The sequence below is a fragment of the Tolumonas lignilytica genome (assembly GCF_000527035.1).
Lineage (GTDB): Bacteria > Pseudomonadota > Gammaproteobacteria > Enterobacterales > Aeromonadaceae > Tolumonas > Tolumonas lignilytica.
On record NZ_AZUK01000001.1, the window covers coordinates 2,465,226 to 2,492,107 of the forward strand.

The 26,882-nt window shown below is 48.9% G+C and carries 22 protein-coding genes and 2 tRNA genes; 14 read left to right on the plus strand and 10 right to left on the minus strand.

What is annotated here, in order from left to right:
• Positions 1–227: 227 nt before the first annotated feature.
• The 3 genes from brnQ to H027_RS0111470 all read left to right on the plus strand — a co-directional run bounded on the left by brnQ (position 228) and on the right by H027_RS0111470 (position 3,277).
• The gene (gene brnQ, locus H027_RS0111460) at positions 228–1,541 is read left to right on the plus strand and encodes a branched-chain amino acid transport system II carrier protein (protein WP_024872600.1); all 1,314 of its coding nucleotides are present in this window, start codon (positions 228–230) and stop codon (positions 1,539–1,541) included.
• Between the two features lie 133 nt (positions 1,542–1,674).
• Positions 1,675–2,169 carry a phosphatase PAP2 family protein gene (locus H027_RS0111465; protein WP_024872601.1) on the plus strand — a complete coding sequence of 165 codons (495 nt, stop codon included), beginning with the start codon at positions 1,675–1,677 and terminating at the stop codon, positions 2,167–2,169.
• A gap of 10 nt (positions 2,170–2,179) precedes the next feature.
• Positions 2,180–3,277 (plus strand): MJ1255/VC2487 family glycosyltransferase, encoded by a 1,098-nt coding sequence (locus H027_RS0111470; RefSeq protein ID WP_024872602.1) that lies wholly within the window; start codon positions 2,180–2,182, stop codon positions 3,275–3,277.
• A gap of 582 nt (positions 3,278–3,859) precedes the next feature.
• Here H027_RS0111470 and H027_RS18990 read toward each other — a convergent pair.
• Positions 3,860–4,066, minus strand: coding sequence for a hypothetical protein (locus H027_RS18990; protein ID WP_051448985.1), 207 nt, complete (start codon positions 4,064–4,066; stop codon positions 3,860–3,862).
• Between H027_RS18990 and H027_RS18995 the strand changes: the two genes are divergently transcribed.
• The 3 genes from H027_RS18995 (at position 4,065) to ilvN (ending at position 7,040) form a co-directional block, all read left to right on the plus strand.
• Positions 4,065–4,436, plus strand: coding sequence for a hypothetical protein (locus H027_RS18995; RefSeq protein WP_051448986.1), 372 nt, complete (start codon positions 4,065–4,067; stop codon positions 4,434–4,436). The two genes, H027_RS18990 and H027_RS18995, sit on opposite strands and share 2 nt — an antisense overlap.
• Before the next feature lie 391 nt (positions 4,437–4,827).
• The gene (locus tag H027_RS0111480) at positions 4,828–6,546 is read left to right on the plus strand and encodes an acetolactate synthase 3 large subunit (protein WP_024872604.1); all 1,719 of its coding nucleotides are present in this window, start codon (positions 4,828–4,830) and stop codon (positions 6,544–6,546) included.
• Positions 6,546–7,040, plus strand: a complete 495-nt coding sequence (ilvN, locus tag H027_RS0111485; RefSeq protein WP_024872605.1) for an acetolactate synthase small subunit — start codon at positions 6,546–6,548, stop codon at positions 7,038–7,040. The genes H027_RS0111480 and ilvN overlap by 1 nt, the downstream gene beginning before the upstream one ends.
• Positions 7,041–7,103: 63 nt before the next feature.
• Here the strand turns inward: ilvN and H027_RS0111490 are convergent, their stop codons facing one another.
• Positions 7,104–9,242 carry a methyl-accepting chemotaxis protein gene (locus H027_RS0111490; RefSeq protein WP_024872606.1) on the minus strand — a complete coding sequence of 713 codons (2,139 nt, stop codon included), beginning with the start codon at positions 9,240–9,242 and terminating at the stop codon, positions 7,104–7,106.
• Between the two features lie 327 nt (positions 9,243–9,569).
• Between H027_RS0111490 and H027_RS0111495 the strand changes: the two genes are divergently transcribed.
• A tRNA-Ala gene (locus tag H027_RS0111495) sits at positions 9,570–9,645 on the plus strand.
• 36 nt (positions 9,646–9,681) lie between these two features.
• A tRNA-Ala gene (locus H027_RS0111500) sits at positions 9,682–9,757 on the plus strand.
• A gap of 70 nt (positions 9,758–9,827) precedes the next feature.
• Here the strand turns inward: H027_RS0111500 and H027_RS0111505 are convergent.
• From H027_RS0111505 to mtnN, 4 genes are all read right to left on the minus strand, one after another.
• The gene (locus H027_RS0111505; RefSeq protein ID WP_038149269.1) at positions 9,828–10,466 is read right to left on the minus strand and encodes a trimeric intracellular cation channel family protein; all 639 of its coding nucleotides are present in this window, start codon (positions 10,464–10,466) and stop codon (positions 9,828–9,830) included.
• Positions 10,467–10,541: 75 nt separating this feature from the next.
• Entirely contained in the window at positions 10,542–11,369 is an 828-nt protein-coding gene (locus H027_RS0111510; protein ID WP_024872608.1) for a cobalamin-binding protein, read from the minus strand.
• Positions 11,350–12,315, minus strand: coding sequence for a cobalamin biosynthesis protein CobD/CbiB (locus H027_RS0111515; protein WP_024872609.1), 966 nt, complete (start codon positions 12,313–12,315; stop codon positions 11,350–11,352). The genes H027_RS0111510 and H027_RS0111515 overlap by 20 nt, the downstream gene beginning before the upstream one ends.
• Entirely contained in the window at positions 12,315–13,007 is a 693-nt protein-coding gene (gene mtnN, locus H027_RS0111520; RefSeq protein WP_024872610.1) for a 5'-methylthioadenosine/S-adenosylhomocysteine nucleosidase, read from the minus strand. The genes H027_RS0111515 and mtnN overlap by 1 nt, the downstream gene beginning before the upstream one ends.
• Positions 13,008–13,150: 143 nt before the next feature.
• On the opposite strand from mtnN, the gene mnmL reads away from it, so the two are divergent.
• The 3 genes from mnmL (at position 13,151) to dgt (ending at position 17,894) form a co-directional block, all read left to right on the plus strand.
• Complete coding sequence (mnmL, locus tag H027_RS0111525; RefSeq protein ID WP_024872611.1) at positions 13,151–14,077, plus strand: tRNA modification radical SAM protein MnmL/YtqA; 927 nt, start codon at positions 13,151–13,153, stop codon at positions 14,075–14,077.
• Positions 14,078–14,150: 73 nt separating this feature from the next.
• The gene (gene arcB / locus H027_RS0111530; protein ID WP_024872612.1) at positions 14,151–16,502 is read left to right on the plus strand and encodes an aerobic respiration two-component sensor histidine kinase ArcB; all 2,352 of its coding nucleotides are present in this window, start codon (positions 14,151–14,153) and stop codon (positions 16,500–16,502) included.
• A gap of 24 nt (positions 16,503–16,526) precedes the next feature.
• Positions 16,527–17,894, plus strand: a complete 1,368-nt coding sequence (gene dgt, locus H027_RS0111535) for a dGTPase (RefSeq protein WP_024872613.1) — start codon at positions 16,527–16,529, stop codon at positions 17,892–17,894.
• Positions 17,895–17,954: 60 nt separating this feature from the next.
• Here the strand turns inward: dgt and rfaH are convergent, their stop codons facing one another.
• Positions 17,955–18,461, minus strand: a complete 507-nt coding sequence (gene rfaH / locus H027_RS0111540; protein ID WP_024872614.1) for a transcription/translation regulatory transformer protein RfaH — start codon at positions 18,459–18,461, stop codon at positions 17,955–17,957.
• A 176-nt stretch (positions 18,462–18,637) separates the two neighbouring features.
• A complete protein-coding gene (gene arcA, locus H027_RS0111545; RefSeq protein ID WP_024872615.1) occupies positions 18,638–19,369 on the minus strand; it encodes a two-component system response regulator ArcA in 732 nt (243 codons plus the stop codon).
• Between the two features lie 382 nt (positions 19,370–19,751).
• Between arcA and thrA the strand changes: the two genes are divergently transcribed.
• Genes thrA through thrC form a run of 3 tightly spaced genes read left to right on the plus strand, consistent with a single transcriptional unit; the run spans position 19,752 to position 24,442 of the window.
• The gene (gene thrA, locus H027_RS0111550; RefSeq protein ID WP_024872616.1) at positions 19,752–22,211 is read left to right on the plus strand and encodes a bifunctional aspartate kinase/homoserine dehydrogenase I; all 2,460 of its coding nucleotides are present in this window, start codon (positions 19,752–19,754) and stop codon (positions 22,209–22,211) included.
• A gap of 3 nt (positions 22,212–22,214) precedes the next feature.
• Complete coding sequence (thrB, locus tag H027_RS0111555) at positions 22,215–23,171, plus strand: homoserine kinase (RefSeq protein ID WP_024872617.1); 957 nt, start codon at positions 22,215–22,217, stop codon at positions 23,169–23,171.
• On the plus strand, positions 23,168–24,442 hold the full coding sequence (gene thrC / locus H027_RS0111560; RefSeq protein WP_024872618.1) for a threonine synthase: 1,275 nt from the start codon (positions 23,168–23,170) through the stop codon (positions 24,440–24,442). Before thrB ends, thrC begins: the two co-directional genes overlap by 4 nt.
• A 135-nt stretch (positions 24,443–24,577) precedes the next feature.
• Here thrC and crr read toward each other — a convergent pair whose 3' ends face one another.
• Positions 24,578–25,093 (minus strand): PTS glucose transporter subunit IIA, encoded by a 516-nt coding sequence (crr, locus tag H027_RS0111565; protein WP_024872619.1) that lies wholly within the window; start codon positions 25,091–25,093, stop codon positions 24,578–24,580.
• A gap of 40 nt (positions 25,094–25,133) precedes the next feature.
• Positions 25,134–26,861 carry a phosphoenolpyruvate-protein phosphotransferase PtsI gene (gene ptsI / locus H027_RS0111570; protein ID WP_024872620.1) on the minus strand — a complete coding sequence of 576 codons (1,728 nt, stop codon included), beginning with the start codon at positions 26,859–26,861 and terminating at the stop codon, positions 25,134–25,136.
• Positions 26,862–26,882 lie beyond the last annotated feature (21 nt).

The window sequence follows — 26,882 nt, forward strand, 5'->3', positions numbered from 1 at the left end:
CTCAGTTTTTCTTGTTTTTTAGCATAAAGTATCGCTTATGAAATGGTTGTTGCGCCAATCTGATGCTTTTAACATTTTCTGTGCTTTATTCTGTTCCTCCTCTCACGTATGCTTGCACCCCTTTTCAGACCTTTATTGTTGTTCGCAGCCATGGATGGTTCGTGCGCTCCGATTGGTTCTTTGCCTGACAGGATATCAGTGGCAATCAACCGTAAGTGGAGTTAATTTTGAAACAATCTATGACTCGGACCGATCTGTTAGGTCTCGGTTTTATGACATTTGCCTTCTTTCTGGGGGCAGGCAATATCATTTTCCCGCCTATGGCCGGTTATCTGGCCGGTGAAAATATGGGTTCCGCCATGTTGGGTTTTCTCATCACTGCAGTGGGATTACCGTTGGCAACCATTCTTTCTATTGCGTTTGCAGGTGGCGGTCTGATGACCATGACACGCCTGCTGCCTAGATGGGCCGGGTTGTTTATTGCGATTGCCACTTACATCATCATTGGCCCTGCTTTTGCGACGCCACGTACGGGGCTTGTTACCTATGAGATGGCGGTAAAACCATTTATTGGTGCCTATGACAGCCACATGATGTTGATAGCATTCAGTGTGATTTACTTTGCACTGACGTTATTTTTGTCGCTCAATCAAGGCAAGCTGTTGGATGCAGTCGGTAAAATTCTGACTCCTATTCTGGTGTTGTTATTGGCCGTACTGGGCATTGCGGTATTGATTGCACCCCAAGGAACGGTACCATCGGTTGCCCCGGACTATATGAATCATCCGGTTGTGAAAGGGTTGTTGGAAGGTTACAACACCATGGATACGTTTGGCGCACTGATGTTTGGTATGCTGATTATCGACGTGTTGAAATCCAGAGGTATTGAAAACACCCAACAGCAAACCCGTTATCTGGCGGTGGCCAGTGTGATTGCGGCAAGCGGATTGGCGCTGGTTTACATTGCACTCTTCCAGCTGGGTGGCACAGCGGGTGGCATCATGGCGCATCCGCAAAACGGTGGTGAATTGGTGGCGTCCTATGTGGCACACCTCTTTGGGCCGATGGGGTCAGTGGTGCTGGCCGGGATCGTGGGTCTGGCTTGCCTGACGACCTCTGTGGGTTTGACTTCTGCCTGTGCTGACTTTTTCCACACGCTGTGGCCGCGATTCAGCTATCGGCAATGTGCCATGGCGATTGCCGTATCCTGTGCGGTTGTTGCCAATGTTGGTTTGACGCAATTACTGACCATTTCGATTCCGGTGTTAGTGGCCATTTACCCGGTGGCGATTGCGCTGGTCGCGGTGACCTTCATGCGTGCCTGGTTCTTTAACCAGAGTCTGGCCTATCGACTGGTGCTGAGTGTGGCCTTGCTGTTTGGTTCATTAGACGGCCTCAAGGCAGCCGGCGCTGATCTGAACATTTTTAGCTTTTTACCGCTGTTCGACATGGGGCTGGCTTGGTTGTTGCCGACGCTGGCGGCTATCGTCGTCAGTTTATTATGGCGCGCATCTGAAGCAACGGCTGTCGCGGCAGAATAAATCACAGCAAACGGATTAACCGGCATGCCTAAGTGCCGGTTTTTTCTGTTGTCATTATTTTGTTATCCCTTCTTCAACGAATTGTCATTCTCTGCCTCTAGCTTGTTAAACAGCACCAGTGACGGAGAGATCGATGCAGTTTATTCAACGTTGGGATCAACGAACCAGTCAACTTTTCTTGTCTCACGGATATAACCAATTTCAGGCCAGAATCAGTCGTTGTGTTTCCCGAACGGGTGATGGTCCGTTTTATTTACTGATTGGGATCATTCTTGCTTGGTGTGATGGCGCACGCGGCAAGGATTTTTTTTTATGCACGCTCATGGCATTTGCCATTGAACTTCCCGTGTATTGGCTGCTGAAAAATGGTTTTAAGCGAGAGCGCCCACGCAATTTACCTGTGTTTATTACCCCATCTGATCGTTACAGCTTGCCCTCTGGCCATACGGCGGCCGCTTTTCTGATGGCTGAATCCGTTTCGGCTTTTTATCCCATGGTGTTGTGGGTTGCGTTTATCTGGGCCGGATGCATTGGTGCATCACGTCTGTTACTTGGCGTGCACTATTTAACGGATCTGATTGCCGGTGCGGGATTGGGTCTGCTGGCTGCCTGGTTTGTATTGCCTTAAGGTATTCATGATGCGCATTTTATATGGGGTGCAAGGGACGGGAAACGGGCATGTTTCTCGTTGCCGCTTGATAGCAAAAGCCCTGCAGGCGGAAGGCGTGAGTGTTGATTATGTGTTCAGTGGCCGAGAGACACAGGCCTATTTCGACATGCAGGCGTTTGGTGATTACCGCACGTTACCTGGTCTCACGTTTGCGACACGTGATGGCGCCATTGATCTGTGGAACACCGTTCACCAAGCCAAACCATTGCAACTGCTTAGAGATATCCGTCAGTTGTCGCTGGATGATTATGATTTCATTGTCAGTGATTTTGAACCGGTGACCGCGTGGGCGGCAAAACGGCAAAAACGTCCCGTGCTGGGGATAAGCCATCAGGCTTCGTTTCATTATGAGGTTCCACAAGCCGAGGGCAACCCCGTGGCCCGCTTTACCATGCGGAATTTCGCCCCGATCCAGCAGGCGGTCGGTTTACACTGGTTTCATTTTGGCCATCCGATTTTACCCCCGATTATCGAAAGCTTGCAGCCGAGTCAGGACAGTGGCGACATTCTGGTGTATCTCCCCTTTGAATCACCACAAACCATTTATGAGCTGTTATCGCGTTTTAAATCCGTGCGTTTTATCTGTTTCCATCCGCAATTCACAATTCCGGTTGAACAGAAAAATCTGCGATTTATGCCGCTGGGTCGTGAAGGCTTCATCAAGGTATTACGGGGTTGTGATGGTGTGATCTGCAATGCCGGTTTTGAACTAGCCTCCGAAGCCTTAACGCTGGGCAAACGGTTGTTGCTGAAACCCTTAAAAGGTCAGTTTGAACAGGCATCTAATGCCATGACATTAGAATTGCTCGGTCTGGCGCATGTTATGCGGCAATTGGATCCGGGAAAGATTCGGCAATGGCTGAATTCAGAAAATTGCGGGCAGCTCTATTACCCGGATGTCGCGTCTGTCGTGGCTGTTTGGCTGGCGAGTGGACGGGAAGAAAGTGTGGCGTCATTGGCGGAACGCTTATGGCGACAGGTGATCTTTCCTGAACCGGTACTGGAACGTATTCATGAATTAGGCATGGGGGCTGATTTATTCAATCACCACTTGATGCGAGCCTAAAAATAAATTAAACATTTCATATTATTAGCCGTTAACACAGGAATATGTTAACGGCTATTTTATTAGTCTGGAGTCTAACCCGGCAAAGAAAGTGCTGATTTGATGCACACAGGCGGTAAATTTTGCCGTCACAGGATTTTTTTCTCAGTTTAAGAAAATGATTGGGCTCAAACTAGGCAACAAATTGTAAAGTAATCGGCATTCATGCTGTCTTTTCCGTGTTATCTATCCCTGAGATCCTTTCGCTAATTTCTTGTTATTTCTATCTATTTACCTAATCTCACAAAACCTAACCGCACTTTACCATCCCATTGATTAATAAAGATATTTTTTGGCCGATACCTTGCTCAGGTAACCTTGCGATGTCGGTGTGCGTAAAAAATAGCATACCGCGTTTACAGGGATTCCTTCAGGGGTAGTAACCCGTTTATCAGTGCACGATGACACTGTATTTGCCAGGAGAAAGATGATGTCTATGAGTATATCAGGAACGAGTTCGCTCACATCAATGTTCCAAACTAGCAGTACCACTAGTAATCAACAGGTAGACGCTCAGGATGGACAGATGCGGCCACATCACCATCATGGTGAACAAGGTGGCGGTAAGCTTATGTCAGCACTGACAAGTGCGTTATCCCAAATGGGTATTTCATTGGATGGAGTTAGTGGCACATCCAGCACATCCAGCACTGCCAGTTCGTCCAGCAGTAGTGATACCTCCAGTACTTCGAGCACGTCCAGTACATCGGATTCTTCCAGCACCAGCAATTCGGCGGTAAAAGATTTCATGCAAACCCTGATGGCTGCACTGCATGCCCAAGGTAAAGCGAATTCAGGTTCCGGTGGCGACGGGGATGGTGACAGCGATGACAACAATAGCTCGTCAGCCGTCAATTCTTATAAAAGTGGAAACCCCATGAAAAAGGATCTGGATAGCTTAATTAGTCAATTAACGGGTGCCAGTAGCTCCAGTTCTTCCAGCAGCATAAGCAGCACCGACAGCACCACCTCTGACTTGCAGACTAAATTCGCAGCGATGATTTCCAGCCTGGGTGGCGATTCATCAACTGCGTCTTTGGGCGATTTTCTTAAAAACTTCTCCAGCAGTTTGTCCGATCATGCGTCTTCACAAGGCAATATGATTAGCACACAAGCCTAAGACCTGCGGGGATCGTCATATCCGTCGCGTTATGATGATCTCCGGCTTCGATTTTCATGACTTATCCCGCGTTTTTAGTCTATCTCCGATCACTCGTTGTCACTTGGCGATATAGTGAAATAGTCCTGAAGAGATGATGCCTGTTGGCGTAGCGGCAAAGAATCGTTAGGATAGAACCCCTATTGCGGCAAGCGGATGTACTCTTCCACCCGAATAGGTAACGTTATTCAGACTTCAGCGGGTCGTAGCGCGGGAGTCGTGATCCGTTACCGGGAGCCTCCGCAAAGCCCGTCAGTTTCCTGTTAAGGATGAACAGCGAGGCATGAAGTCCGCATCAGGCGGCAGCGCGAGCAAACTTCAAGTAATCGAGAAAAGCCTGGGAGGGCTTAGCATGGAGATGTTATCAGGCGCGGAAATGGTCGTTCGAGCGCTCGAAGACGAAGGGATTGAGCATATTTTTGGTTATCCCGGCGGGTCTGTGCTCGATATTTATGATGCCCTTTTCGAGAACAGCAAAATCGAGCATATTCTGGTTCGTCATGAGCAGGCAGCGGTTCATATGGCGGATGGTTATGCGCGCGCAACCGGTAAAGTCGGGGCAGTCTTAGTGACTTCAGGTCCGGGTGCCACCAACTGCATCACAGGTATTGCCACAGCCTACATGGATTCAATTCCGCTGGTGGTCTTGTCTGGTCAGGTGCCAACCAGTCTGATTGGGAATGACGCGTTTCAGGAAACCGATATGATCGGGATCTCCCGTCCGGTAGTGAAACACAGCTTCCTGTGTAAGGAAGCGGCCGACATTCCACAGGCGATCAAAAAAGCATTTTATATTGCCTCAACCGGTCGTCCTGGCCCAGTGGTGGTTGACCTGCCGAAAGATGTGCAAAATCCGGCAATCAAAGTGCCGTATGAATATCCGGATGAGGTTCACCTACGCTCCTACAACCCGACCAAGTCTGGTCATAAAGGGCAGATCAAACGTGCAGCAAAATTGCTGGCGGAAGCGCGTAAGCCGGTCATGTATATCGGTGGCGGCGCGATCGCGGCCAATGCCAGTGAACAGGTCATGCGCATCGCTGAATTGTTCAGTCTGCCAGTGACCTCGACGCTGATGGGGCTGGGGGCATTCCCTTGTACGCATCATCAATTCATCGGCATGCTGGGTATGCACGGTACCTTTGAATCCAATAATGCGATGCATCATGCTGATTTGATTCTGGCGATTGGTGCTCGCTTTGATGATCGCGTTACCAACAATGTCGCCAAGTTCTGTCCAGATGCCAAAATCATCCATATTGATATTGATCCGACCTCAATCGCGAAAATCGTACCGGTAGATGTGCCAATCGTCGGGGCTGTCGACACAGTGTTGGAACAGATGCTGGATGCCATCAATGAGATGGAGCTGGATACCGACAATGATGGTCTGGCGGATTGGTGGGAACAGATCGATGGCTGGCGTGCCCGCCGTTGTCTGGGCTATCAGACCGAAGCGGCTGTGATCAAACCGCAACAGGTTATCGAAGCACTGTATCGGGTGACCGACGGCAATGCGATCGTCGCATCAGACGTTGGTCAGCACCAGATGTTCGCGGCGCTCTATTATCCGTTTAACCGTCCACGTCAGTGGATCAATTCAGGTGGCCTTGGCACCATGGGCTTTGGTTTCCCTGCTGCGATGGGAGCCAAGCTGGCCTGCCCGGATCAGGTTGTCTGCTGTGTGACGGGTGATGGTTCTATTCAGATGAATATTCAGGAATTGTCGACCTGTCTGCAATATGGCATTCCCGTGAAGATCATCGCGCTGAACAACCGCTCGTTAGGGATGGTGAAGCAGTGGCAGAAGATGTTCTATGGTGGTCGTCAGAGCCATTCCTATATGGATTCGCTGCCTGATTTTGTCAAACTGGCTGAAGCCTATGGTCATGTAGGTATTCGTGTGGATCATCCGGATGATCTGGAAGGCGCACTGGAGCAGTGTTTTGCACTCAAAGATCGTCTGGTGTTTATGGATATCGCCGTTGATCCGGATGAGCACGTTTATCCGATGCAGATCAAGTTCGGTGCGATGAACGAAATGTGGCTGAGTAAAACGGAGCGTACCTGATGCGACATATCATTTCTGTCCTGCTGGAAAACGAAGCTGGCGCTCTGAGTCGTGTCGTCGGTCTGTTTTCACAACGAGCTTATAACATTGAGTCTTTGACGGTTGCACCAACGGAAGATGCAACTTTGTCACGCATGACGATCGTGACCAGTGGTGAAATTCAGGTGATTGAACAGATCACGAAACAATTGCACAAATTGGTCGATGTACTGAAGGTTTCCGATATCACTGAAGGTGCTCATATCGAGCGTGAAGTGATGCTGGTTAAAACCCGTTGTACAGGTGGTTCACGTGATGAAGTCATGCGTTTGGCTGAAATTTACCGTGGTCAGATCGTCGATGTCACACCTGAGCTTTATACGGTACAACTGGTAGGCAGCAGCGATAAGCTGGATGCTTTCCTGAATACGTTAGCGCAGGTGACTGATATCGTGGAAGTGGTGCGTAGTGGCGTCTGCGGTATTGCCCGCGGTGATCGTTCATTACACGCCTGACATATTTGTTATACGGATACAAAAACGGCCTCTAAAAAGAGGCCGTTTTCTTATGCAGACTGGTTAATTCTGGCTGATCTGGAATTGTCCGGTTAATGCTGCCAAGCGATTAATAGAGTGTTCGGTATCGCTGACACTTTGGGTAAATTGGGTCAATGCAGACTGCATCCCTTCCGTGACTCGATGAATGGTCGAGGTCTTGTTGGCATGATCCTGACCTTGCTCGGTGAGATCCTGAATTGTAGCCAGTAATTTCTCTACGATCAGATGATGCTCTCGCTGATCATCGGAAGAGTTTTCGGCCAGTTGCAGGCCTGCTTCCATGTTCTGCATACTGACATTCATGATCTCCACCGCATTCGTTGCCTGCTGTTGTACGGTCGCAATCATCTCTTCTATTTCATTGGTCGACTGGCTGGTACGGGCGGCCAGATTTCTGACCTCATCGGCCACCACGGCAAAGCCACGACCAGCTTCTCCCGCCCGAGCCGCTTCAATGGCGGCATTCAGTGCAAGTAAATTGGTTTGGGCAGCAATGCCCTGAATCACACTGACAATGTTACCAATCGCCTTTGCACTCTGATTTAACTGCTCAATGGTTTCTGTCGATGCACTGACCGTGGTGCGAATGTCCCGCGTTCTGGCGGAAACCAATTGCAGTTGCTTCCGGGCATTTTCAGCCTGTTGTTTCATGGCTTCACGCATCTCATTGGCAATACCGTTGGCATTGTCCAATTGCTGCATTTGTATCTGCAATGAGGTTTGAGTTTCCTGCATCGCATTCATAACATGGTTGGTTGCTCTCACGGCGGAGCTGTTTTGTTGCTGCATATCGCCGTTATTACGTTCCAGAATTCGGCTGGTGGAAATGACTTGTCCGAGAATGCCATCTAGATGATCAATCAGGCTGTTGACCCAGGTGGCCATCATGCCGCTCTCATCGTTGGTGGTTTGCTCCCGAGGGATCCGCAGACGTAAGTTGCCGCCGCCTTCCACGATTTGTCGCAACAGCGCAATCGTATCGCGCAAGCGATGGGAGAGCGGTTTGCTGAGCCAGCGATTAAAGGCCAGTACCCCCAATAATTGCAGAACAAAGTAACATAAGATGGTTTCTGTCACGGTGGGTTGAATGGCCAGATGCAATCCGGAGGCAATGATGGTCGCTCCGATGGCTGTCATCAGATAACCACCCGTCAGACGCTGGCTGATCGAACGATAACGATAGGCTTCTTCCAGATCGGCTTCACACATCATCCCCCAGACATCAGGTGAGCCGGGAAGCTGAAAGGTGACCCCTTTTCCGATCACAGGAATATGGCGGTAATCGGAGTAGCCGGGATAACTGACAAACAGATTTTCCCCGTGCCGGATCGTTTCTCTGACACCGGGATGGAGACGTCCGGTGGAAGGATCATTAAAAATAAGCTCAAACTCAGTGTGATTTTTTACCTGTACCACCCCAAACGGGGTATTGATGCCATCTTTCAGGTTATCGCCACCCGAGAAGGTTCGATCTTCAAAGCGCGAGCGGGAGAGGGCAACCCCCTGCGGCAAGGCAGGATCAAAATTGGATTTCACCATGAACAGGTAATTATCGCCAGATTCATGGAAGATATGACCCGCTTCCCGTTGGATCAAATCCCCCACCACATCATTAGGCACGCGGGCACACAGGAAACCCAGCAGTTGGCCATTTTGAACTAATGGCTGATAGAACATCAGGGTGACTGCATCATGAAAGGTGGATGTACTTTTGCCTAGCGAGAGCGTGACGGCATCGATATAGGGGCCATGTAAAAATGGTTGGCCAGCGGCATATTGCAATATTTTATTATTAACAGCAGGGGCTGAGGTTCGCCCGCGGGAACTTTGCTGCAGTTCCCCTTGTTTGTTTAAAACAAATAATTCATTGCAATCTGGCAGCAGATTACTTTTTTCTTTTAAAACAGAAACCGTCAGTTGTTCGAGCTGCGCGGTATTCTGTGCGATGGCAGACAGAATCCGCCACTGATGATTGGTCCATTCTTTCAGTAGGTTAACGCGATAACGGGCAAAGTTTTCAAAGGCGTTTTCCATTGCCTGATAACGATCCCGATTCAGATAACAGGCCCAACGCATGGCCAGTTTTCCAGTTTTACCAAACCACGGACGCCAATGTCGTTCTTGTGACGACAACGCCATGCTATTACTTTTAAGTTCCATTTATTAATGTCCTTTGCAAATCTCAGATGAAGCTTTTTAGTCTGTTATTTTGAATAATTATTTATTTTTATAGCCAGACTATATAGCGATCTTTCAACGAATTGGATTAATACGTATAAATCAAATCTAATTCACATTGATAATACTTAATTTATAAATGTAACCCATTGTTTTATATAGGTGCCTTTAGATTGAATTGCTTACACTTGCACCGAAATGATGATTTGTTAATCAATTGAAGTGGGTTCAGACTATTTCCAGTTGACAGTCTCGGAGGCTATCCCTATTATTCGTGTCGCTTCTGTAACAGGAAGTATCCAGCATTGTGGGGTTATAGCTCAGCTGGGAGAGCGCTTGCATGGCATGCAAGAGGTCCGCGGTTCGATCCCGCGTAGCTCCACCAAATTCTGATTTAAAAATCAGATAGATACCGAATTTCGGGGTTATAGCTCAGCTGGGAGAGCGCTTGCATGGCATGCAAGAGGTCCGCGGTTCGATCCCGCGTAGCTCCACCAAATAAAAAAGCCTGTCTGATGAAGACAGGCTTTTTTATTATCTGCGTTTTTATTTTTAAGTGGCTCAGGCTTACTCATCTTTTCCCAGATGAAAAGTGGGCAGCGATAAGTGCAGAAAAATGGCTGGCACACGCACGCACAACAGGCTCAACATGCTGGCAAACATGGAAGCCACGTGGCCCAGCCCCAGATCCAGCAGAATGACGTAGATTGAACCGCTCAGTATGCAGGCGGTGACATACACCTCCTTACGCAATACCATCGGTATTTCACCAGCCAGAATATCTCGAATAACACCGCCGGCCACACCGGTCATACAGCCCATGATCACGGCAATAACACCTGACGTACCAAAGGTCAGTGCCTTTTGTGCGCCAATGACGACAAACAAGGCCAAGCCGATAGCATCTAACAGTGGTAATAGATACCAGGGAAAACGATGCTGAATTCGGGCAACCCCCATGCCTGCGACAGCAGTCAGGGCAATGGTCAGGAGATAATGCGAGTCTTTGATCCAAAAAACCGGAGTGGCGCCAATTAATAAATCACGGATTGTGCCACCACCAATGGAGGTCACCGCCGCAAGCACTAATACGCCAATAATGTCCATCTTCAAACGTCCGGCCACTAGCACCCCTGAAAAAGCAAACACGACAGTACCTAACAGGTCGATAAAATAGATAAGACTATCAATAAAAGAAGGCTGCATGTTGCTCTCGGTTGACAATGATTTTCAGGGTGGCGATTGTAAATATTATGTTAATCCAGCTCAATGACTTTGCTGTTAATGCCGGTTTTTTACGACGTCATCTATCTGACCACACATTTGTGCAATCCCTAATAAAATGCGCGGCGATAATCGGTGTAACCAGTCCGCATTCAACTGATACAAATGCTTTTGTTTTACGGCTGCAAGTTGGGGCCACTTTGACCAGTGCTGCAGATCGCTACCATGTTGCGTGCTGAATATGATCTGAGGGTCGGCAGCTAAAACGGCTTCTTCACTCAGTTGCGGATAAGGTGTGTTACTGTTGGCAAAAGGGTTTTCCGCACCACACATCGTCATTATTTCCTGAATAAAAGAACCGTTGGCAACCGTGGTCAAAGGCGGATACCACAGTTGATAAAAGGCGGTTACTTTGGGGCGGTGTTGGCTGCGTAACCGATAATCGGCAAATTTATCGGCTATCTGGGTGGCGAGCTGATTGGCCTGTGCGGTGTGGCCGGTTTGTTCCCCTAACAAACGCAGCTCTTTAGGCAAATCATCTAATTTTTGCGATTGTAGCAATAGTAACGGAATGCCCAGTTTTTTTATTTGTTGCTGCATTAATACTTGTGTTGCCCCCCAGGCGACCACCAGATCAGGTTTTACCGCGAGCAAACTTTCACTATTCAGACTTTGATAGTTAGCGACTTTGGGGAGTTTTTTGACGTCAGCAGGATAATCGCTGGCCTGATCGATCGCGACAACTTGAGAGCCAGCGCCAATGGCAAACAGCATTTCGGTAATATGCGGTGTCAGACTGACGATTCGTTGCGGAACGGCCTGCACGGTGAGCGGTAATACTAAAATGAACAGATAACCTAAGCGGTTACGACACCAAGTGAACATAGACGAACCATCCATAGAAAACCGCTAATGACATCCAGCAAAACCAGCCCAGATGAATAAGGCGGCGATAACCACTCAGGAGTGCCGAAGGCTCGGGATCACGTTGAGTACCGATACGTGCATAACGGATTTTTTCACCTTGATACAAACGCGGACCGCCCAGACCAATTCCCAGACTGACGCCAGTACAATTCAATAGCAGGCCACTTGTGACGGCGGGCCAGTGACGTACTTGCTTGAAAGCTGTTTTCAGAGCGCTGAAACCATGAGGTAAAGGTAACTGCAGCAACAACAGGATCAACACCGGAATGGTATTGAAGGTTTGCAGCATTCGAGCTGTAAATTCGCCACAAATACGATTTACCGTGAGTTTCATATTACAGCTTTGCGCGACAAGCTGGATCAGGCGACAGAACAATGCGCCGTGAATGCCCAAGAGTAAATAGATCATGGCAACGCTAAACCATTGACTGAGTAAGCGCAGAATACTCATTTCAATGGCCGCTTTACAGACCCCCATTGCACTCAGCGTCTGCGTATCACGTAGCACCCAGCGACTCAGTTGCAGACGGGCCAACACTAGCTTGTCTTGTTGCAATAACTGTCGTATTGCCAGTAAAACTTCCTTGATGGGCTGGCTTTCCAGCAGCCAGCTCAGCAGCAGAATATCGAATAACATGTCCCACGGGGCCAGATTCCGGACGGACCAACTGGCGACCAGGCTGGGGAAAATAACCACAAACGGCAGTAACAAGCCGGTCGTCCACTGTTGTTGTGGCGATGCATTCTTACGATGAACTCGGCTCACCAGACGTTGCAACAAGGGAACTAAGGCCGATGGTTTCCAGCGGGCAGGCATTGGCAGCCAGCTCTCCAATAAAACCGCCGCTAATAAAATCAGCGGCGGCGTATTCAGTAGCGGCTCAATTTTGTCGACGGTCAGCATCAGAGTTGTTTCAACATCGCGACGATCATGGCTGAGGAATTTTTGGCAGCGACTTCGAGGTATTCTTCAAACGTGCTGGGCGATTCCGTGCCTGCAATATCAGACAACGAACGGATCACCACAAACGGCACCTTGAATTGATGGCAAACCTGCGCAATTGCCGCGGCCTCCATTTCTACAGCCATCATGGTCGGAAAGGTTTGTCGCAGTTGTGCAATACGTTGTGGATCGCACATGAACTGATCGCCGGTACAAATCAGACCAATCCGGCTTTGCAGATCTGGAAACTGGTGCATCACCTGTTCAGCCACGCCAATCAATTTACGATCGGAAGCAAACGCTGCTGGTTGTTGTGGCAACTGACCTGGTTCATAACCAAAGGCGGTCACATCGACATCGTGATGACGTACATCATCAGAAATGACCACATCGCCCACCCGTAATGCAGGATCAAAGCCACCGGCGGAACCAGTATTAATCACACAATCGGGTGCATAGCGCTCCAGCAGAATGGTTGTTGCGATGCTGGCTGCCACTTTACCGATACCTGAGCGGGTCAGTATCACGTCATGTCCGGCTAATTGGCCCAGATAAAATTCACAACCCGCAATAGTGACGGTTTCACGGTGACTGATTTGTTCGCGCAAAATCGCAACTTCCGGCTCCATTGCGCCGATGATTCCTACTTTCATCACTACCTCGAAGAATGTGCCATGTCGTGATGGCAAATAATATTGCCAATGATCATAGCAATATCCATGCAATGTGACGAGTCGTAGCGATGCGACACGAATGCTTTTCCCTTACAATATTGCTGCTTATTTCGGGAGTTGGCATGCAAATACATCTTTTGGTGAATACCTTTGGTCAGGATCTGTTACATCGTTATGGTGAGAAAATTCATAAACTGACGCTGCATGGCGCGTTTACCTGTCCCAACCGTGATGGCACCTTAGGTAAAGGGGGGTGTACATTCTGCAATGTGGCCTCTTTTGCTGATGAAAACACCCAGCAACTCTCCATCAGTGAACAATTATCAGCCCGCAAAGATGAAGTGGCGCGCGCCCGTCGTTATCTGGCTTATTTTCAGGCTTACACCAGCACCTACGCCGAAGTGGCATATCTTAAAAAGATGTATGAAGAGGCGTTGCAGGTTGCCGATATGGTGGGGCTGTGTGTTGGAACCCGTCCGGACTGTGTACCGGATGCCGTGCTGGATTTATTGAGTCATTATCAGCAACAAGGCCGGGAGATCTGGTTAGAACTTGGTTTGCAGAGTGCGCATGACGAAACCTTAAAACGAATCAACCGGGGCCATGATTTCCGTGCTTATACAGATGCGGTGGCCCGCGCGAAAAAGCGGGGTCTGAAAGTCTGTACCCATCTGATCGTTGGCTTGCCGAAAGAGGGACAAGAGGCATGCTTATCCACCGTGGAGAAAGTCGTCGCAACCGGCACTGATGGCATCAAGTTGCATCCACTGCATATCGTGGATGGCAGTACCATGGCAAAAGCGTGGCGTGCGGGCCGTTTGAATGCGTTAACGCAAACGGAGTATGTGGAAATCGCAGCCGAGATGATTCGGCACACACCGCCGGAGGTCGTGTTCCATCGTGTGACCGCATCAGCTCGTCGGCCCACCTTACTTGCACCGGATTGGTGTGAAGGGCGCTGGGGAGTGATGATTGAAATGGATCGATATCTGAAGCAACACGGCTCGCAGGGGAGTGCGCTGGGTCGCCCCTTTCAATTTCCAAGCTAGGAAGCCTGCGCATTACCCGCTATGCTGATCTCGTTAGATTTTTTCGCCATGGGCATAGGAATGGGATAGCGCAATGCGACAAATAAAAACATGGGTACAGCTTTACGTCGACTGGATCACCCGCATCGGTATCATCCGATTCAGTCTGTTGTTGGCCTTCTGTATCATTTCTATTGCTGTCGTCATTCAGGGCACGATCACACTGTTATTACGAGGTGTAGTGGATGTCGTCGATTTAGTTCGTTCAGTCTTTTTCGGGTTGTTGGTAACTCCATGGGCGGCCTATTTTCTGACCGCCGTGATTGATGAGCTGGAAGACTCCCGGCGTCGTTTGACTGACATGGTGCATAAACTGCAAATCATGCGTGAGCGCGACCAAGCCTTAAATCAGCGATTGCAGAGCAATATCAGTCAGTTAAATAATCAAATTGAAGAAACCCGTCGGGCCGAAGCGGCAAGATTACGTGTGTTAAGTGAACTGGAAGCCGAAGCCATTCAGCGTGAAAAGGCACAGAAAGAACTGGAAGAGCAAAGTGCGTTATTGCGTTCCTTTCTGGATAGCTCCCCCGATCTGGTGTTTTACCGCAATGAACGTGAAGAGTTCTTAAGTTGTAACCGGGCGCTGGAAACCTTACTGGGGCGCAGCCGTGACGACATCATCGGTCGGACTCCTTATGGCGTCTATGAACCGCAGATGGCGGAGCAGATCATCAGCCGTGACCGGGAGGTTTTTGAGAAAAATCAACCGATCACCTACGAACTGTGGTTTCCGTATCCGGATGGGCGTCGAGCCTGTTTTGAAATGCGGCAGGTTCCTTTCTTTGCCGCGCATGGTGAGCGACTGGGCCTGGTCGGCTTTGGGCGTGATATTACTGAACATAAGCAATATCAGGATGAGCTGGAGAAAGCCAGTCGGGATAAAACCACGTTCATTTCAACGATCAGCCATGAGTTGCGGACTCCCCTAAACGGTGTGGTCGGGTTAAGTCATATCCTGCTTGATACCCCGTTAAATGATTTACAGCGGCAGTATCTCAATACCATTCATTTAAGTGCTGTCACCTTAGGCAATATTTTTAACGACATCATCGATCTCGATAAAATCGAGCGCCGCAAATTGAAGATCGCCAGAAGTAAAATTGATTTACGGCAACTGCTGGCCGATTTACAAACACTCAGTTCGCTCATGGTCGAGGCCAAAGGGCTGTATCTGCACTTTGATATCGACGGCGATGTCCCGCACTGGATCATGGCCGATGGCACCCGCTTGCGTCAGATCCTGTGGAACGTATTGAGTAATGCGGTCAAATTTACCGCCGAAGGTGGCATCACGTTCGGCGTACAGGTGTCACCTTCTGAAGAGAACAAAGTCTATCTTCGGTTTGATATTGAAGACACCGGCATCGGGATCCCGGAACATGAACAGCAGAATATTTTTGCCATGTATTATCAGGTGCCCGGTACAAAACGTGCCGTGGGCACGGGGATCGGTCTGGCGATCACCAAGCAATTAGTGGAAACCATGGGTGGTTCCATTCATGTGGATAGCGAGCTTGGGCATGGCTCTTGTTTCACGATAGAGCTGGAAGCAACCGTGCTGCCGGATTCGCAAAATGATGAAGCCGAAGCCATGTTGGCACAAGAACTTCCTCCGTTACGCATTTTGCTGGTCGAAGATATTGCACTCAACATTACCGTTGCTACTGCGATGCTGAATAAGCTAGGGCATCAGGTTGACGCTGCGATGACAGGGCGTGAAGCACTGGCTAAATTCCAGCCGGAACGTTATGACCTGGTATTGCTGGATATCCAGTTGCCAGACATGACCGGTTTTGACATCGCTGACGAGTTACGACAGCGTTATCCTGAAAAATTACCACCTTTAGTAGCGCTGACAGCTAATCTGATCAATGACCCGAGTCAATATCAACAGCATGGCATGCAGGCTGTGATTGGCAAACCGCTTGCGCTGGGTAATTTACGTAAAACATTAAATGAGTTATTTGTCGGATGTGCGCTGCCATCGGAATCAGAAGTCGTCGTCGAGGCGCCAAACAAATATGTGCTCGATCTTCCGTTCCTGGAGGACTTCACCGGGGTGGTGGGGTGTGATGTCATGGTTTCGGCCATTGATCTCTTCGCGCAATCGATGCCGGAATATCTGAAGATCCTCAACAGCGCCCTGACAGCCCGTGATAAACAAGGCATAGTAGAAGAAGCCCATAAAATAAAAAGTGCCGCCGGGGCGATTGGCTTAAAACGGATTCACCAATTGGCACAACAGGCTCAATCACCGGATCTCCCTGCCTGGCAGGAAAATATTAATGATTGGATAGACAGTATTTGTGCTGAATATCAAGGTGATCTTGAATGCTTGCGCCAGTGGGTGCAGCAACAACGTACTGAAACTCAGACGGCACAATGACGGTCATATTCTAAGGAGTCGGTCATGTTGCATTATCCGCATTTGCTCCAGTCAGAACGCTATTATCCCGAAGAGTCAGCGTCATTGCTGGCGGCAACGGAACTGGATCGAACCCGGATTGTGCAGAGTGCACCAGTCAGACGATTACAGCAGAAGACACAAGTCTTTCCGCTGGATGTCAAAGCCTCCGTGCGTAGTCGCCTGACGCACTCATTGGAGGTGCAGCAGGCGGGTCGCCAGATCATCTTTGCCATTCGCGAGATGAATGTTTCCGACTGGCCAGAGCAGGTGGTCTCCAATCTTGTCGAGATGTCATGTTTACTGCATGACGTGGGTAACCCGCCGTTTGGTCACTTTGGCGAAGCGGTCTTACGAGAATGGTTGCACGATGAATTAGACAGTTTGTTTGCAGCTGCACTGGCGACATCAGCCAGCGAGCAATGGCAAAAAGTGTTAGCCCCCGATCTTTGCTGTTTTGATGGCAATGCACAAAGCTTGCGGCTGGTGCATTCGTTGCAGCGTTTGAATCTGACACTCAGTCAATTGGCCTGTATTATTAAATATCCCCGCGTCATTGATGAATCAGTGATTGCGACTGACAGTAAGATCGGTGTGTTTATTAGTGAGCGCCATCTTATTGAACGTATCCGCGATGTGTTGCATTTGCCGGCGGGGGTTCGGCATCCGCTGGTCTTTATCATGGAAGCCGCCGATGACATCTCCTACAGTATTGCTGATGTGGATGATGCCGTAGATCGTCATCTACTGACAGTCGATGAAGTATTACGTTTTCTGCTCGACCATGTGGATGAGGCGACTAAAGCCTATGTGCAGCCACTGCTGGATGATGCCTTGCAGAATGAACAAGGTTTTTTCCCGCGATTCCGTTATCTGCTCACCAACGACTGGGTACAATTGGCCGCAGAGTCTTACCGGGAACATCGGAATGACATTCTGGCTGGCCGTTTTGTCGGACACCTGTTGGAATGTGAGCATCCGGCAATTACCGTCCTGAACTCGCTGAAACAGTTGGCGCGGCAATCCATCTTCGGACAAGCAGAAGTCGAAAGTCTGGAGCTATCAGGTTATGCGGCGATGCGCGGTGTGTTGCTTACCTACAGTGAATTATTGGCATTGCCGGCCACGACATTCCGACAATTATTGACTGGGGAAGGGCAGCTCCGTCATCAGCATGCATTGCGCTTGTGTCACCGTCTCTCGCGCCGCCACGTGACGGCCTATTTGAAAGCAACTGAGACACCGGATATTTTCTTTTTACGTCCGGCGGAACAAGAATGGTATTACCGTGTCAGATTATTACTCGATTTTATCAGCGGCATGACCGATACCTATGTGCTGGAAGAATATCGCCTGCTAAACGGCTGGGTCTGAGATTAGGAAACGGCATGTCTTCGCTCTCAACGCGAGAGAATGCCGTGACAGAGCATTTCTTTAACTGGCGTTCAGACAGCTGAAACTTTTATTTTCAATGCTGGCACAGACATCCTGATGCAGCATAGATAGCAACAAAAAGGCGCGCTGATTACCGTCAGGTTCTTGATATATCGCTTGTAGCCCGGCAAATGGGCCCTCTTCGATGATCACTTTCTGGCCGGGTTTCGGCAGTTTGCAAACCTCATCTCTGAGTTCATCACTGTCTTCATTGCGCATCAGTTGATAGATCAGCTCTGGGGGAACTTTATCCCAGCTCGAACCATGGCCCACAATATGGTGAATGCCGCGGGTTGAATGAACTTTAAGCGGTGAAAATTCGTTGATATCCAAATGAACAAAGAGATATCGAGGGAACATAGGTTCAATTTTTTCGGTGATTTTCCCACGGACAATCTTACGGGCCAAAACCAAAGGATAATAACTGTCTACGCCTTGATTTCGTAAATGCAGTTTTGCTCGCTCTTCCTCTTTGGGACGGCAGTAAGCCAGATACCAGTACTTCATGCTGGCTCCTATTTATAATTTTTTATGTAAACCATCGTGTGCTTATATAAACCATAGTACAGACCAGCAGCACAAACAGGTGCGCAAGTCTCAGAACCGCCATCAATCTAGCTTGTAGAAACTGAAAAGGCCAACACTGGTTGGCCTTTTTAACGGTCGGTTTTAACAATACTTAACTAACTGTTCGTTTCTTGTTCTAACTCAGCACAGAACCGATAGCCTTCACCGTGAATTGTGGTGATCAATTCTGGTGTATCTGGGTAATCTTCAAAATGCTTCCGGATGCGACGGATGGTGACGTCTACGGTACGATCATGCGGTTTCAATTCACGGCCCGTCATTTTCAATAATAAGTCAGCTCGCGTTTGAATTTGGCCTGGGTTTTCACAGAAATGCAGCAGCGCCCGGAATTCAGAACGGGGCAGGCGATAAGCAACGTTCGATGGGTTGATCAAAGAACGGCTATTGATATCCAATCGCCAGCCATTAAACAGGTAGGCTGAAACGTTACCTGCGATCACTTCCTCGACCGGCTCGCCACGCAGCGTGCGGCCCAGTAAATTGCGGGCACGAATCGTCAGCTCGCGTGGATTGAATGGTTTGGTGATGTAGTCATCGGCACCGATCTCCAAACCCAGAATACGATCCACATCATTATCCCGGCCAGTCAGGAAGATCAGGCCCATTTCACCTTTCTCCCGGATTTCCCGTGCCAGCAATAAACCGTTTTTACCTGGCAGGTTGATGTCCATGATCACCAGATCAACGCGCTGGCTGGCTAATATATGGTGCATTTCATCACCATTGTTAGCTTCTAATACATGGTAGCCTTCTGCTTCAAAGATACTTTTCAGGGTATTCCGTGTAACAAGCTCGTCTTCAACGATCAAGATCTGTGGTGTCTGCATGGAAATTCTCTGTGGTAAATGAAATTGTTCTGATTTTAACATATTTGCTGCATTCATATGACAGTAGATCTGTTTTTTCAATCTTGTTAACAATAATGAAGGTTTTTGCAGCCTGAAGACGTTGTTGATGAGGTTGTGCATAATACCGAAACATCAATTGTTACAGAATTTTGTTGACAGAAAGACACCTAATCCGGTATTGGTATGTCACTTTTTATTCGAAGTCCGATTATGCTGTCTATTATTGCTACCCGCACAATTATTATCATTACCGGCACCACAATTGGTGGTACTGGCGCGGGCTGATGCACGAATAACAGAAAAAATTCACGAAGCCCGTCCCCTAACCAGGTACGGGCTTTTTCGTTACAGGGAGAGGTATATGCGTGTACTTAAGTTTGGTGGTTCTTCACTGGCAGATGCGGAGCGGTTCCTGCGAGTTTCCGATATTGTAGTGAACAATCAACAACAGGTTCAGGTGGCATTGGTGTTATCGGCACCGGCCAAAGTGACTAACCTGCTGGTGGCATTAGTGGCTCAGACCAGCAAAGGTGAAGATGCCAGTGCAACATTGGCTGAAATCGAAGGTATTTTCACGCGTCTGATCACCGGGCTGAAAACACGTTATGCCAATTTCGCTGACGAAGTGCTGATGCAACGTCTGCAACAAGAACTGGGTACCATCCGCAGTAAAATGCAGGGTATTCAGTTGCTGAATCAGTGCCCGGACAGTGTACAGGCGTTGATCCTAAGCCGAGGTGAAGCGCTATCCATTGCTTGCATGGAACAATTGCTGCTGGCGCGTGGCGAAAAAGTCACCCGGATCAATCCAGTGGAAATGTTACTGGCGGAAGGTAGCTTCTTAGAATCGCACGTTGATATTGATGTTTCCCGCGCGCGTTTTGCCGCAAAACCAGTGAATGAAGGTCATGTTTACCTCATGGCGGGTTTCACCGGTGGTAATGCAAACGGTGAGTTGGTGCTGCTGGGCCGTAACGGTTCTGACTATTCTGCTGCTGTGTTAGCAGCCTGTGTGAATGCCGATTGCTGTGAGATCTGGACTGACGTAGACGGGGTTTACAGTTGTGATCCACGTCTGGTACCGGATGCGGTACTGCTGAAACGCATGTCTTATAAAGAAGCGATGGAGCTGTCTTACTTCGGCGCTAAAGTATTGCACCCGCGTACCATCGCACCGATTGCCCGTTTCCACATTCCATGTCTTATCAAAAACACCTTTAACCCACAGGGTGAAGGTACGCTAATCAGCGCCGATCACGGTGATGATCAATATCCGGTGAAAGGTATCTCTGATCTGTCCGGTATCTCCATGATCAACGTCAGCGGCCCCGGCATGAAAGGCATGGTTGGCATGGCTGGCCGTATGTTCACTGCGGTTTCCCGTGCGGGTGTCTCGGTGGTTTTGATTACCCAGGCTTCTTCTGAATACAGCATCAGCTTCTGCATCCACACCTATGATGCCGAAAAAGCGCTGAAAGTGCTGAATCAGGAATTTGAGCTGGAATTAAAAGCGAACTTGCTGGAAGAGATCGAAATTCGTCACGATCTGGCTATTTTGTCTCTGGTCGGTGATGGCATGCGTACCATGAAAGGGATCGCTGCCCGTTTCTTTACTTCGCTGGCGCAAGCTGCCATCAATATCGTTGCTATCTCTCAAGGCTCCAGCGAACGCTCAATCTCTGCGGTCGTGGGTAACAAAAAAGTTACTGAAGCTATCAAGGCGTGTCACCAGAACCTGTTCGGTACCCAGCAATTTATCGATATTATTCTGGTAGGGCTCGGTGGTGTAGGCGGTGCACTGCTTCAACAGATCCGTCGTCAACAAGCCGTGCTCAGCAAACAAGGCATCGGTTTACGAGTCGTTGGTTTGGCCAATTCTCGCAAAATGGCGTTATCCAAAGACGGTCTGGATCTGGAAAATTGGCAAGCCGCGCTGGAAGTGGCCACTGAACGTTTCAACCTGCAAGCGATCAAACAACTGGTGGATGACAGCCATTTGATCAACCCGGTCATTGTAGATTGTACTTCTGATGAAACCATCTCTGGCCAGTATGCCGATTTCCTGGCAGCAGGTTTCCATGTGGTTACCCCGAATAAAAAAGCGAATACCAGCTCGATCCAGTATTACCGTGAATTACGCCGTACGGCACAGGCTACCCGTCGTAAGTTTCTGTACGAAACCAACGTGGGTGCGGGTCTGCCAGTTATCGAAAACCTGCAGAATCTGATCAAAGCAGGTGATAAACTACAGGCCTTTAACGGTATTCTTTCTGGTTCACTGTCATTCATCTTCGGCAAGCTGGACGAAGGCTGCAGTTTCTCTGAAGCCACACTGACTGCAAAAGGCAATGGCTTTACTGAGCCGGATCCGCGCGATGATTTAAGTGGTATGGATGTCGCCCGTAAGCTGCTGATTCTGGCCCGTGAAGCAGGAATGCCATTGGAACTGAGTGATGTGATCGTTGAACAGGCATTACCACCAGGATTCGATGCGTCTGGTTCTACAGATGAGTTCATCAAGCGTCTGCCAGAAGCTGATGCGTGGTTCCGTGAGCGTGTTGCTGCTGCTAAAGAAGCCGGTAAGGTGCTGCGTTATGTCGGCAGTATCGAAAATGGTCAGTGCAAAGTGGCCATTAAAGAAGTCGATGAAAACGATCCGTTATTCAAAGTGAAAGATGGTGAAAACGCGTTGGCGTTCTTCTCTACCTACTATCAACCGATTCCTTTGGTCTTGCGCGGTTACGGTGCGGGCACTGAAGTAACAGCGGCAGGGGTCTTTGCGGATCTGCTGCGCACCCTGAACTGGAAGCAAGAGGTATAATTCATGACCGTAGTAGCATACGCTCCGGCCTCGATTGGTAATGTCAGTGTTGGTTTTGATGTATTAGGTGCCGCACTGGCACCTATCGATGGCGCTCTGTTGGGTGATCGGGTGGAAGTGGCCGATCACGATGCTCCGTTTGCGTTGAGCTGTCAGGGCCGCTTTGCCCATAAGTTACCGGCAGAGGCTGAGAAAAACATCGTTTACGACTGCTATCTGGGTTATGCCGCCGCACTGAAAAAACGTGGATTAAGCATTAAACCTCTGCGCATGGTGCTGGAGAAAAACCTGCCGATCGGTTCGGGTCTGGGTTCCAGTGCCTCCAGCATTGTGGCCGCTCTGGCCGCATTGAATGCTTTCCATGACTATGCTTTGGATAAGGATGAAGCCCTGTTGCTGATGGGCGAGTTGGAAGGTCAGATTTCCGGTTCGATCCATTACGACAACGTGGCACCATGCTATCTGGGTGGCCTGCAGCTGATGATAGAAGAAGAAGGTATCATTAGTCAGTCGGTGCCGACCTTTGATAACTGGTACTGGGTGTCTTGTTATCCAGGGATCAGCATTTCTACAGCGGAAGCCCGTGCTATTCTGCCTGCCCAATACCGTCGCAGTGATTGTCTGACTTATGGTCGTCGTCTGGCTGCGTTTGTTCATGCCAGCCATACTGGTCAGGAAAAACTGGCGTCTGCGATGCTGAAAGATGTCATCGCTGAACCATATCGTCAGGCACTGATTCCGAAATTTAATGAAGTGCGCCAGCATGCCGCGATGTCAGGTGCCTTAGCCACCGGTATTTCCGGTTCCGGCCCGACTGTCTTTGTTGCTATGACTGATAAGCAACAGGCCTTACGTATGAAAGAGTGGCTGGAAGCCAATTTCATCCAGAATGAAGATGGTTTCTGCCACGTGTGCAAGATTGATCGTCAGGGAACACAAATTACAGGACAAGGATTATGAAGCTTTACAACATCAAAGATCATTCAGAACAGGTCAGCTTTGCCCAAGCGGTGAAACAAGGTCTGGGTCGCGAACAAGGGTTATTTTTCCCTGAACAGATTGCACCGTTAGCCGATGTGGATGCATTGCTTGATCAGCCGTTGGTGGAACGTTCAGTGGCGATTCTGAAGCATTTGATCGGTGATGAGCTGTCACAGGAAAAGCTGCAGGAAATGGTGGCAACGGCGTTCTCTTTTCCGGCTCCGCTGGCGAAAGTAGCTGAGAACACCTATGCGCTGGAGCTGTTTCATGGCCCAACACTGGCATTCAAAGATTTCGGTGGCCGTTTCATGGCGCAGTGTCTGACGGCATTCAGCACTGGTGAGAAAATTACAATCCTGACTGCGACTTCAGGTGATACAGGGGCTGCAGTAGCTCATGCATTCTATGGTCTGCCAAACATTGAAGTCGTGATCCTGTATCCGGAAGGCAAAATCAGCCCGCTGCAGGAAAAACTGTTCTGCACCCTGGGCGGTAACATTCGTACCATTGCGATCAAGGGCACCTTTGATGATTGTCAGGCGATGGTGAAAAATGCCTTTGATGATGTAGAGCTGAAAAAAGCGATTGGCTTGAACTCTGCCAATTCCATCAATATCAGCCGTCTGGTTGCACAGATTTGCTATTACTTTGAAGCGGTTGCCCAACTGCCTAAAGCCCAGCGTGAACAAGCCGTGATTGCCGTCCCGTCTGGTAACTTCGGTAACCTGACTGCAGGGCTGATTGCAAAGGCATTAGGCTTGCCGGTTAAACGTTTCATTGTTGCTACCAATGCTAATGATACTGTGCCTCGTTATCTGGCTGAGGGCACTTGGTCGCCTAAAGAAACCGTGCCAACGCTGTCAAATGCGATGGATGTGAGCCGTCCTAATAACTGGCCACGTGTTGAAGAGCTGTTTAAAGTAAAAGGCTGGGATCTGAAATCTCTGGGTTATGCAGCCCGTTCAGATGAAGAAACCCGCGCAAGCTTGAAAAAACTGCATGCGGCTGGATATCTGTGTGAACCTCATGGTGTGATCGCATGGGATGTACTGCAATCTCAACTGGCTGCTGATGAAGTGGGTATTTTCCTGTGTACCGCTCATCCGGCTAAGTTTAAAGAAAGCGTGGAAGAGATCCTGAACATTGAGCTGTCGCTGCCAAAAGAATTGGCTGATCGCGCAGATCTGCCTTTGCTGTCGACCTTCATGCCTGCTGACTTTGCCAAATTGCGGGAATTTCTGTTGGCTTAAGTGATCCGTCATACTATAGAAACCCTCTTCGGAGGGTTTTTTTGTATCCAGAACTTTTAAAGGGAAGCGTTATTTTCTAATCCGCAATAAAAAAGCCGACTTAAAAAGCCGGCTTTTCCACAACCCAGAGGGTTATTATTTCTTGATGCGCAGTACTGGGGTTTCGCCCAGAGTCACTGGACCAGACAGTTTGGTCAGTGATTTCACGTCATCCATGTTAGAAATAACAACTGGAGTCAGAGTTGATTTTGCATTGCTTTGCAGGAATGCCAGATCGAATTCGATAATGGTATCGCCTGTCTTAACCTGCTGGCCTTCCTGCGCGATGCGGGTAAAGCCTTGGCCTTTCAGTTCTACAGTATCAATACCAAAGTGAACGAACAGTTCGATACCTGAATCTGATTCCAGAGAGAATGCATGATTAGTTTCGAAGATCTTACCGATCACGCCATCACATGGAGCAACCATCTTGTTGCCGGTTGGCTTGATAGCAATACCATCACCGACGATTTTCTCAGCGAAAACCACGTCCGGTACATCTTCAATCGGTACAATCTCACCAGACAGCGGCGCAAAAATTTCGATACCAGCAGTATCGGTTGCGCTGTTGTCAGAAGAGACCATCTTCTTCAAAAAATCAAAAAAGCCCATGGTTTAGCTCCTGAATTATAATGTGATCAATACGATTCTATCAGACTGCTCTGTTCTTAACAAAGTACTCATCTACAATCGCTTCAACCTCAGCAGCTGTAGCTGATGCCAATGCGCGGTCAGCCAGATCTTTCGCAACAGCATAGCTAGTGTTACGAACCAGTTGCTTCACTCGAGGAATAGAGATAGCACTCATTGAGAACTCATCCAGACCCATACCCAACAGCAGTACAGTAGCACGTTCATCACCTGCTAATTCACCACACATACCGGTCCATTTACCTTCAGCATGTGATGCGTCGATAACTTGCTTGATCAGGTTCAATACCGCAGGAGACAGCGGATTGTACAGGCGAGAGATCATTTCGTTACCACGGTCGACAGCCAGTGTGTACTGAGTCAAGTCGTTGGTACCGATACTGAAGAAATCTGCTTCTTTTGCCAGATGGCGAGCCATCACAGCAGCAGCAGGGGTTTCAATCATGATACCCACTTCGATGTTTTCATCGAAAGCAATACCTTCATTACGCAGCTCTTCTTTCAGCTCTGCCAGTTCAACTTTCAGCGAACGGAATTCTTCAACTGAAATGATCATTGGGAACATGATACGCAGCTTGCCGAAAACGGAAGCTCGCAGAATTGCGCGTAACTGAGTGTGCATGATGTCTTTGCGATCAAAGAAGATACGCACAGCACGCCAGCCCAGGAACGGGTTCATTTCTTTCGGGAACTTCATGTAAGGCAGTTCTTTGTCGCCACCGATGTCCATGGTACGGACAATGATAGGCTTGTCAGGCATGGACTGAGCCACTTCTTTATATGCCTGGAACTGTTCCTGCTCGGTTGGCAGAGAATCACGATCCATGAAGAGGAATTCGGTACGGTACAGACCAACACCTTCGGCACCGTTACGGTGTGCACCATCCATATCTTTGATGGTACCGATGTTGGAGCAAACTTCTACCTGATGACCGTCGGTCGTCGTTGCTGGCAGCTCACGCAGTTTAGCCAGCTCTGCTTTTTCAGCCAGGAACTTAGCTTGCGCAGCTTTGGTTTTAGCCAGTACTTCTTCAGATGGGTTGATGTGTACCTGATTATGGATCGCATCCAGGATCAAGTAATCCCCGCTCTGAACTTGTTTGGTTACGTCGTTTGTACCCACAATCGCTGGCAGTTCCAAAGAACGAGCCATGATTGAAGTATGAGAGGTACGGCCGCCGATATCTGTTACGAAACCACGCACGAAGTCCAGATTAATCTGTGCTGTTTCAGAAGGAGTCAGGTCATTAGCAACCAGGATCACTTCTTCATCGATAGTGCTCAGGTTAACAATTTCCATGCCCAGCACGTTTTTGACCAGACGACTACCGATATCACGGAAATCGGTGGCGCGTTCGCGCAGGTATGGATCATCCAGTTCGGCCATCATAGAAGCGTATTGTTCAATAGCTTGGTGGATGGCGCGATCTGCACTGAACTGTTCATCGCGAATGAGAGTCAGAATATCCTGTTCGAGTTCTTCGTCCTCGAGCAGCATGATATGGCCTTCGAAAATAGCCTCTTTCTCTTCACCGAAAGTCTTACCCGCCATTTCTTTGATGGCTTCTAGTTGTTGTGCAGACTTGGTGCGAGCTTCGTAAAAACGAGCAACTTCGCTATCAACCTGAGAGGAAGAGATTGGAGCCTGATTGATAACAATGTGTTGTTCTTTCAGCACCAGGGCCTTGGCAAATGCAACGCCAGGTGATGCCAGGATACCAGAGATCATAGCCGTACCTATATTGTGTTA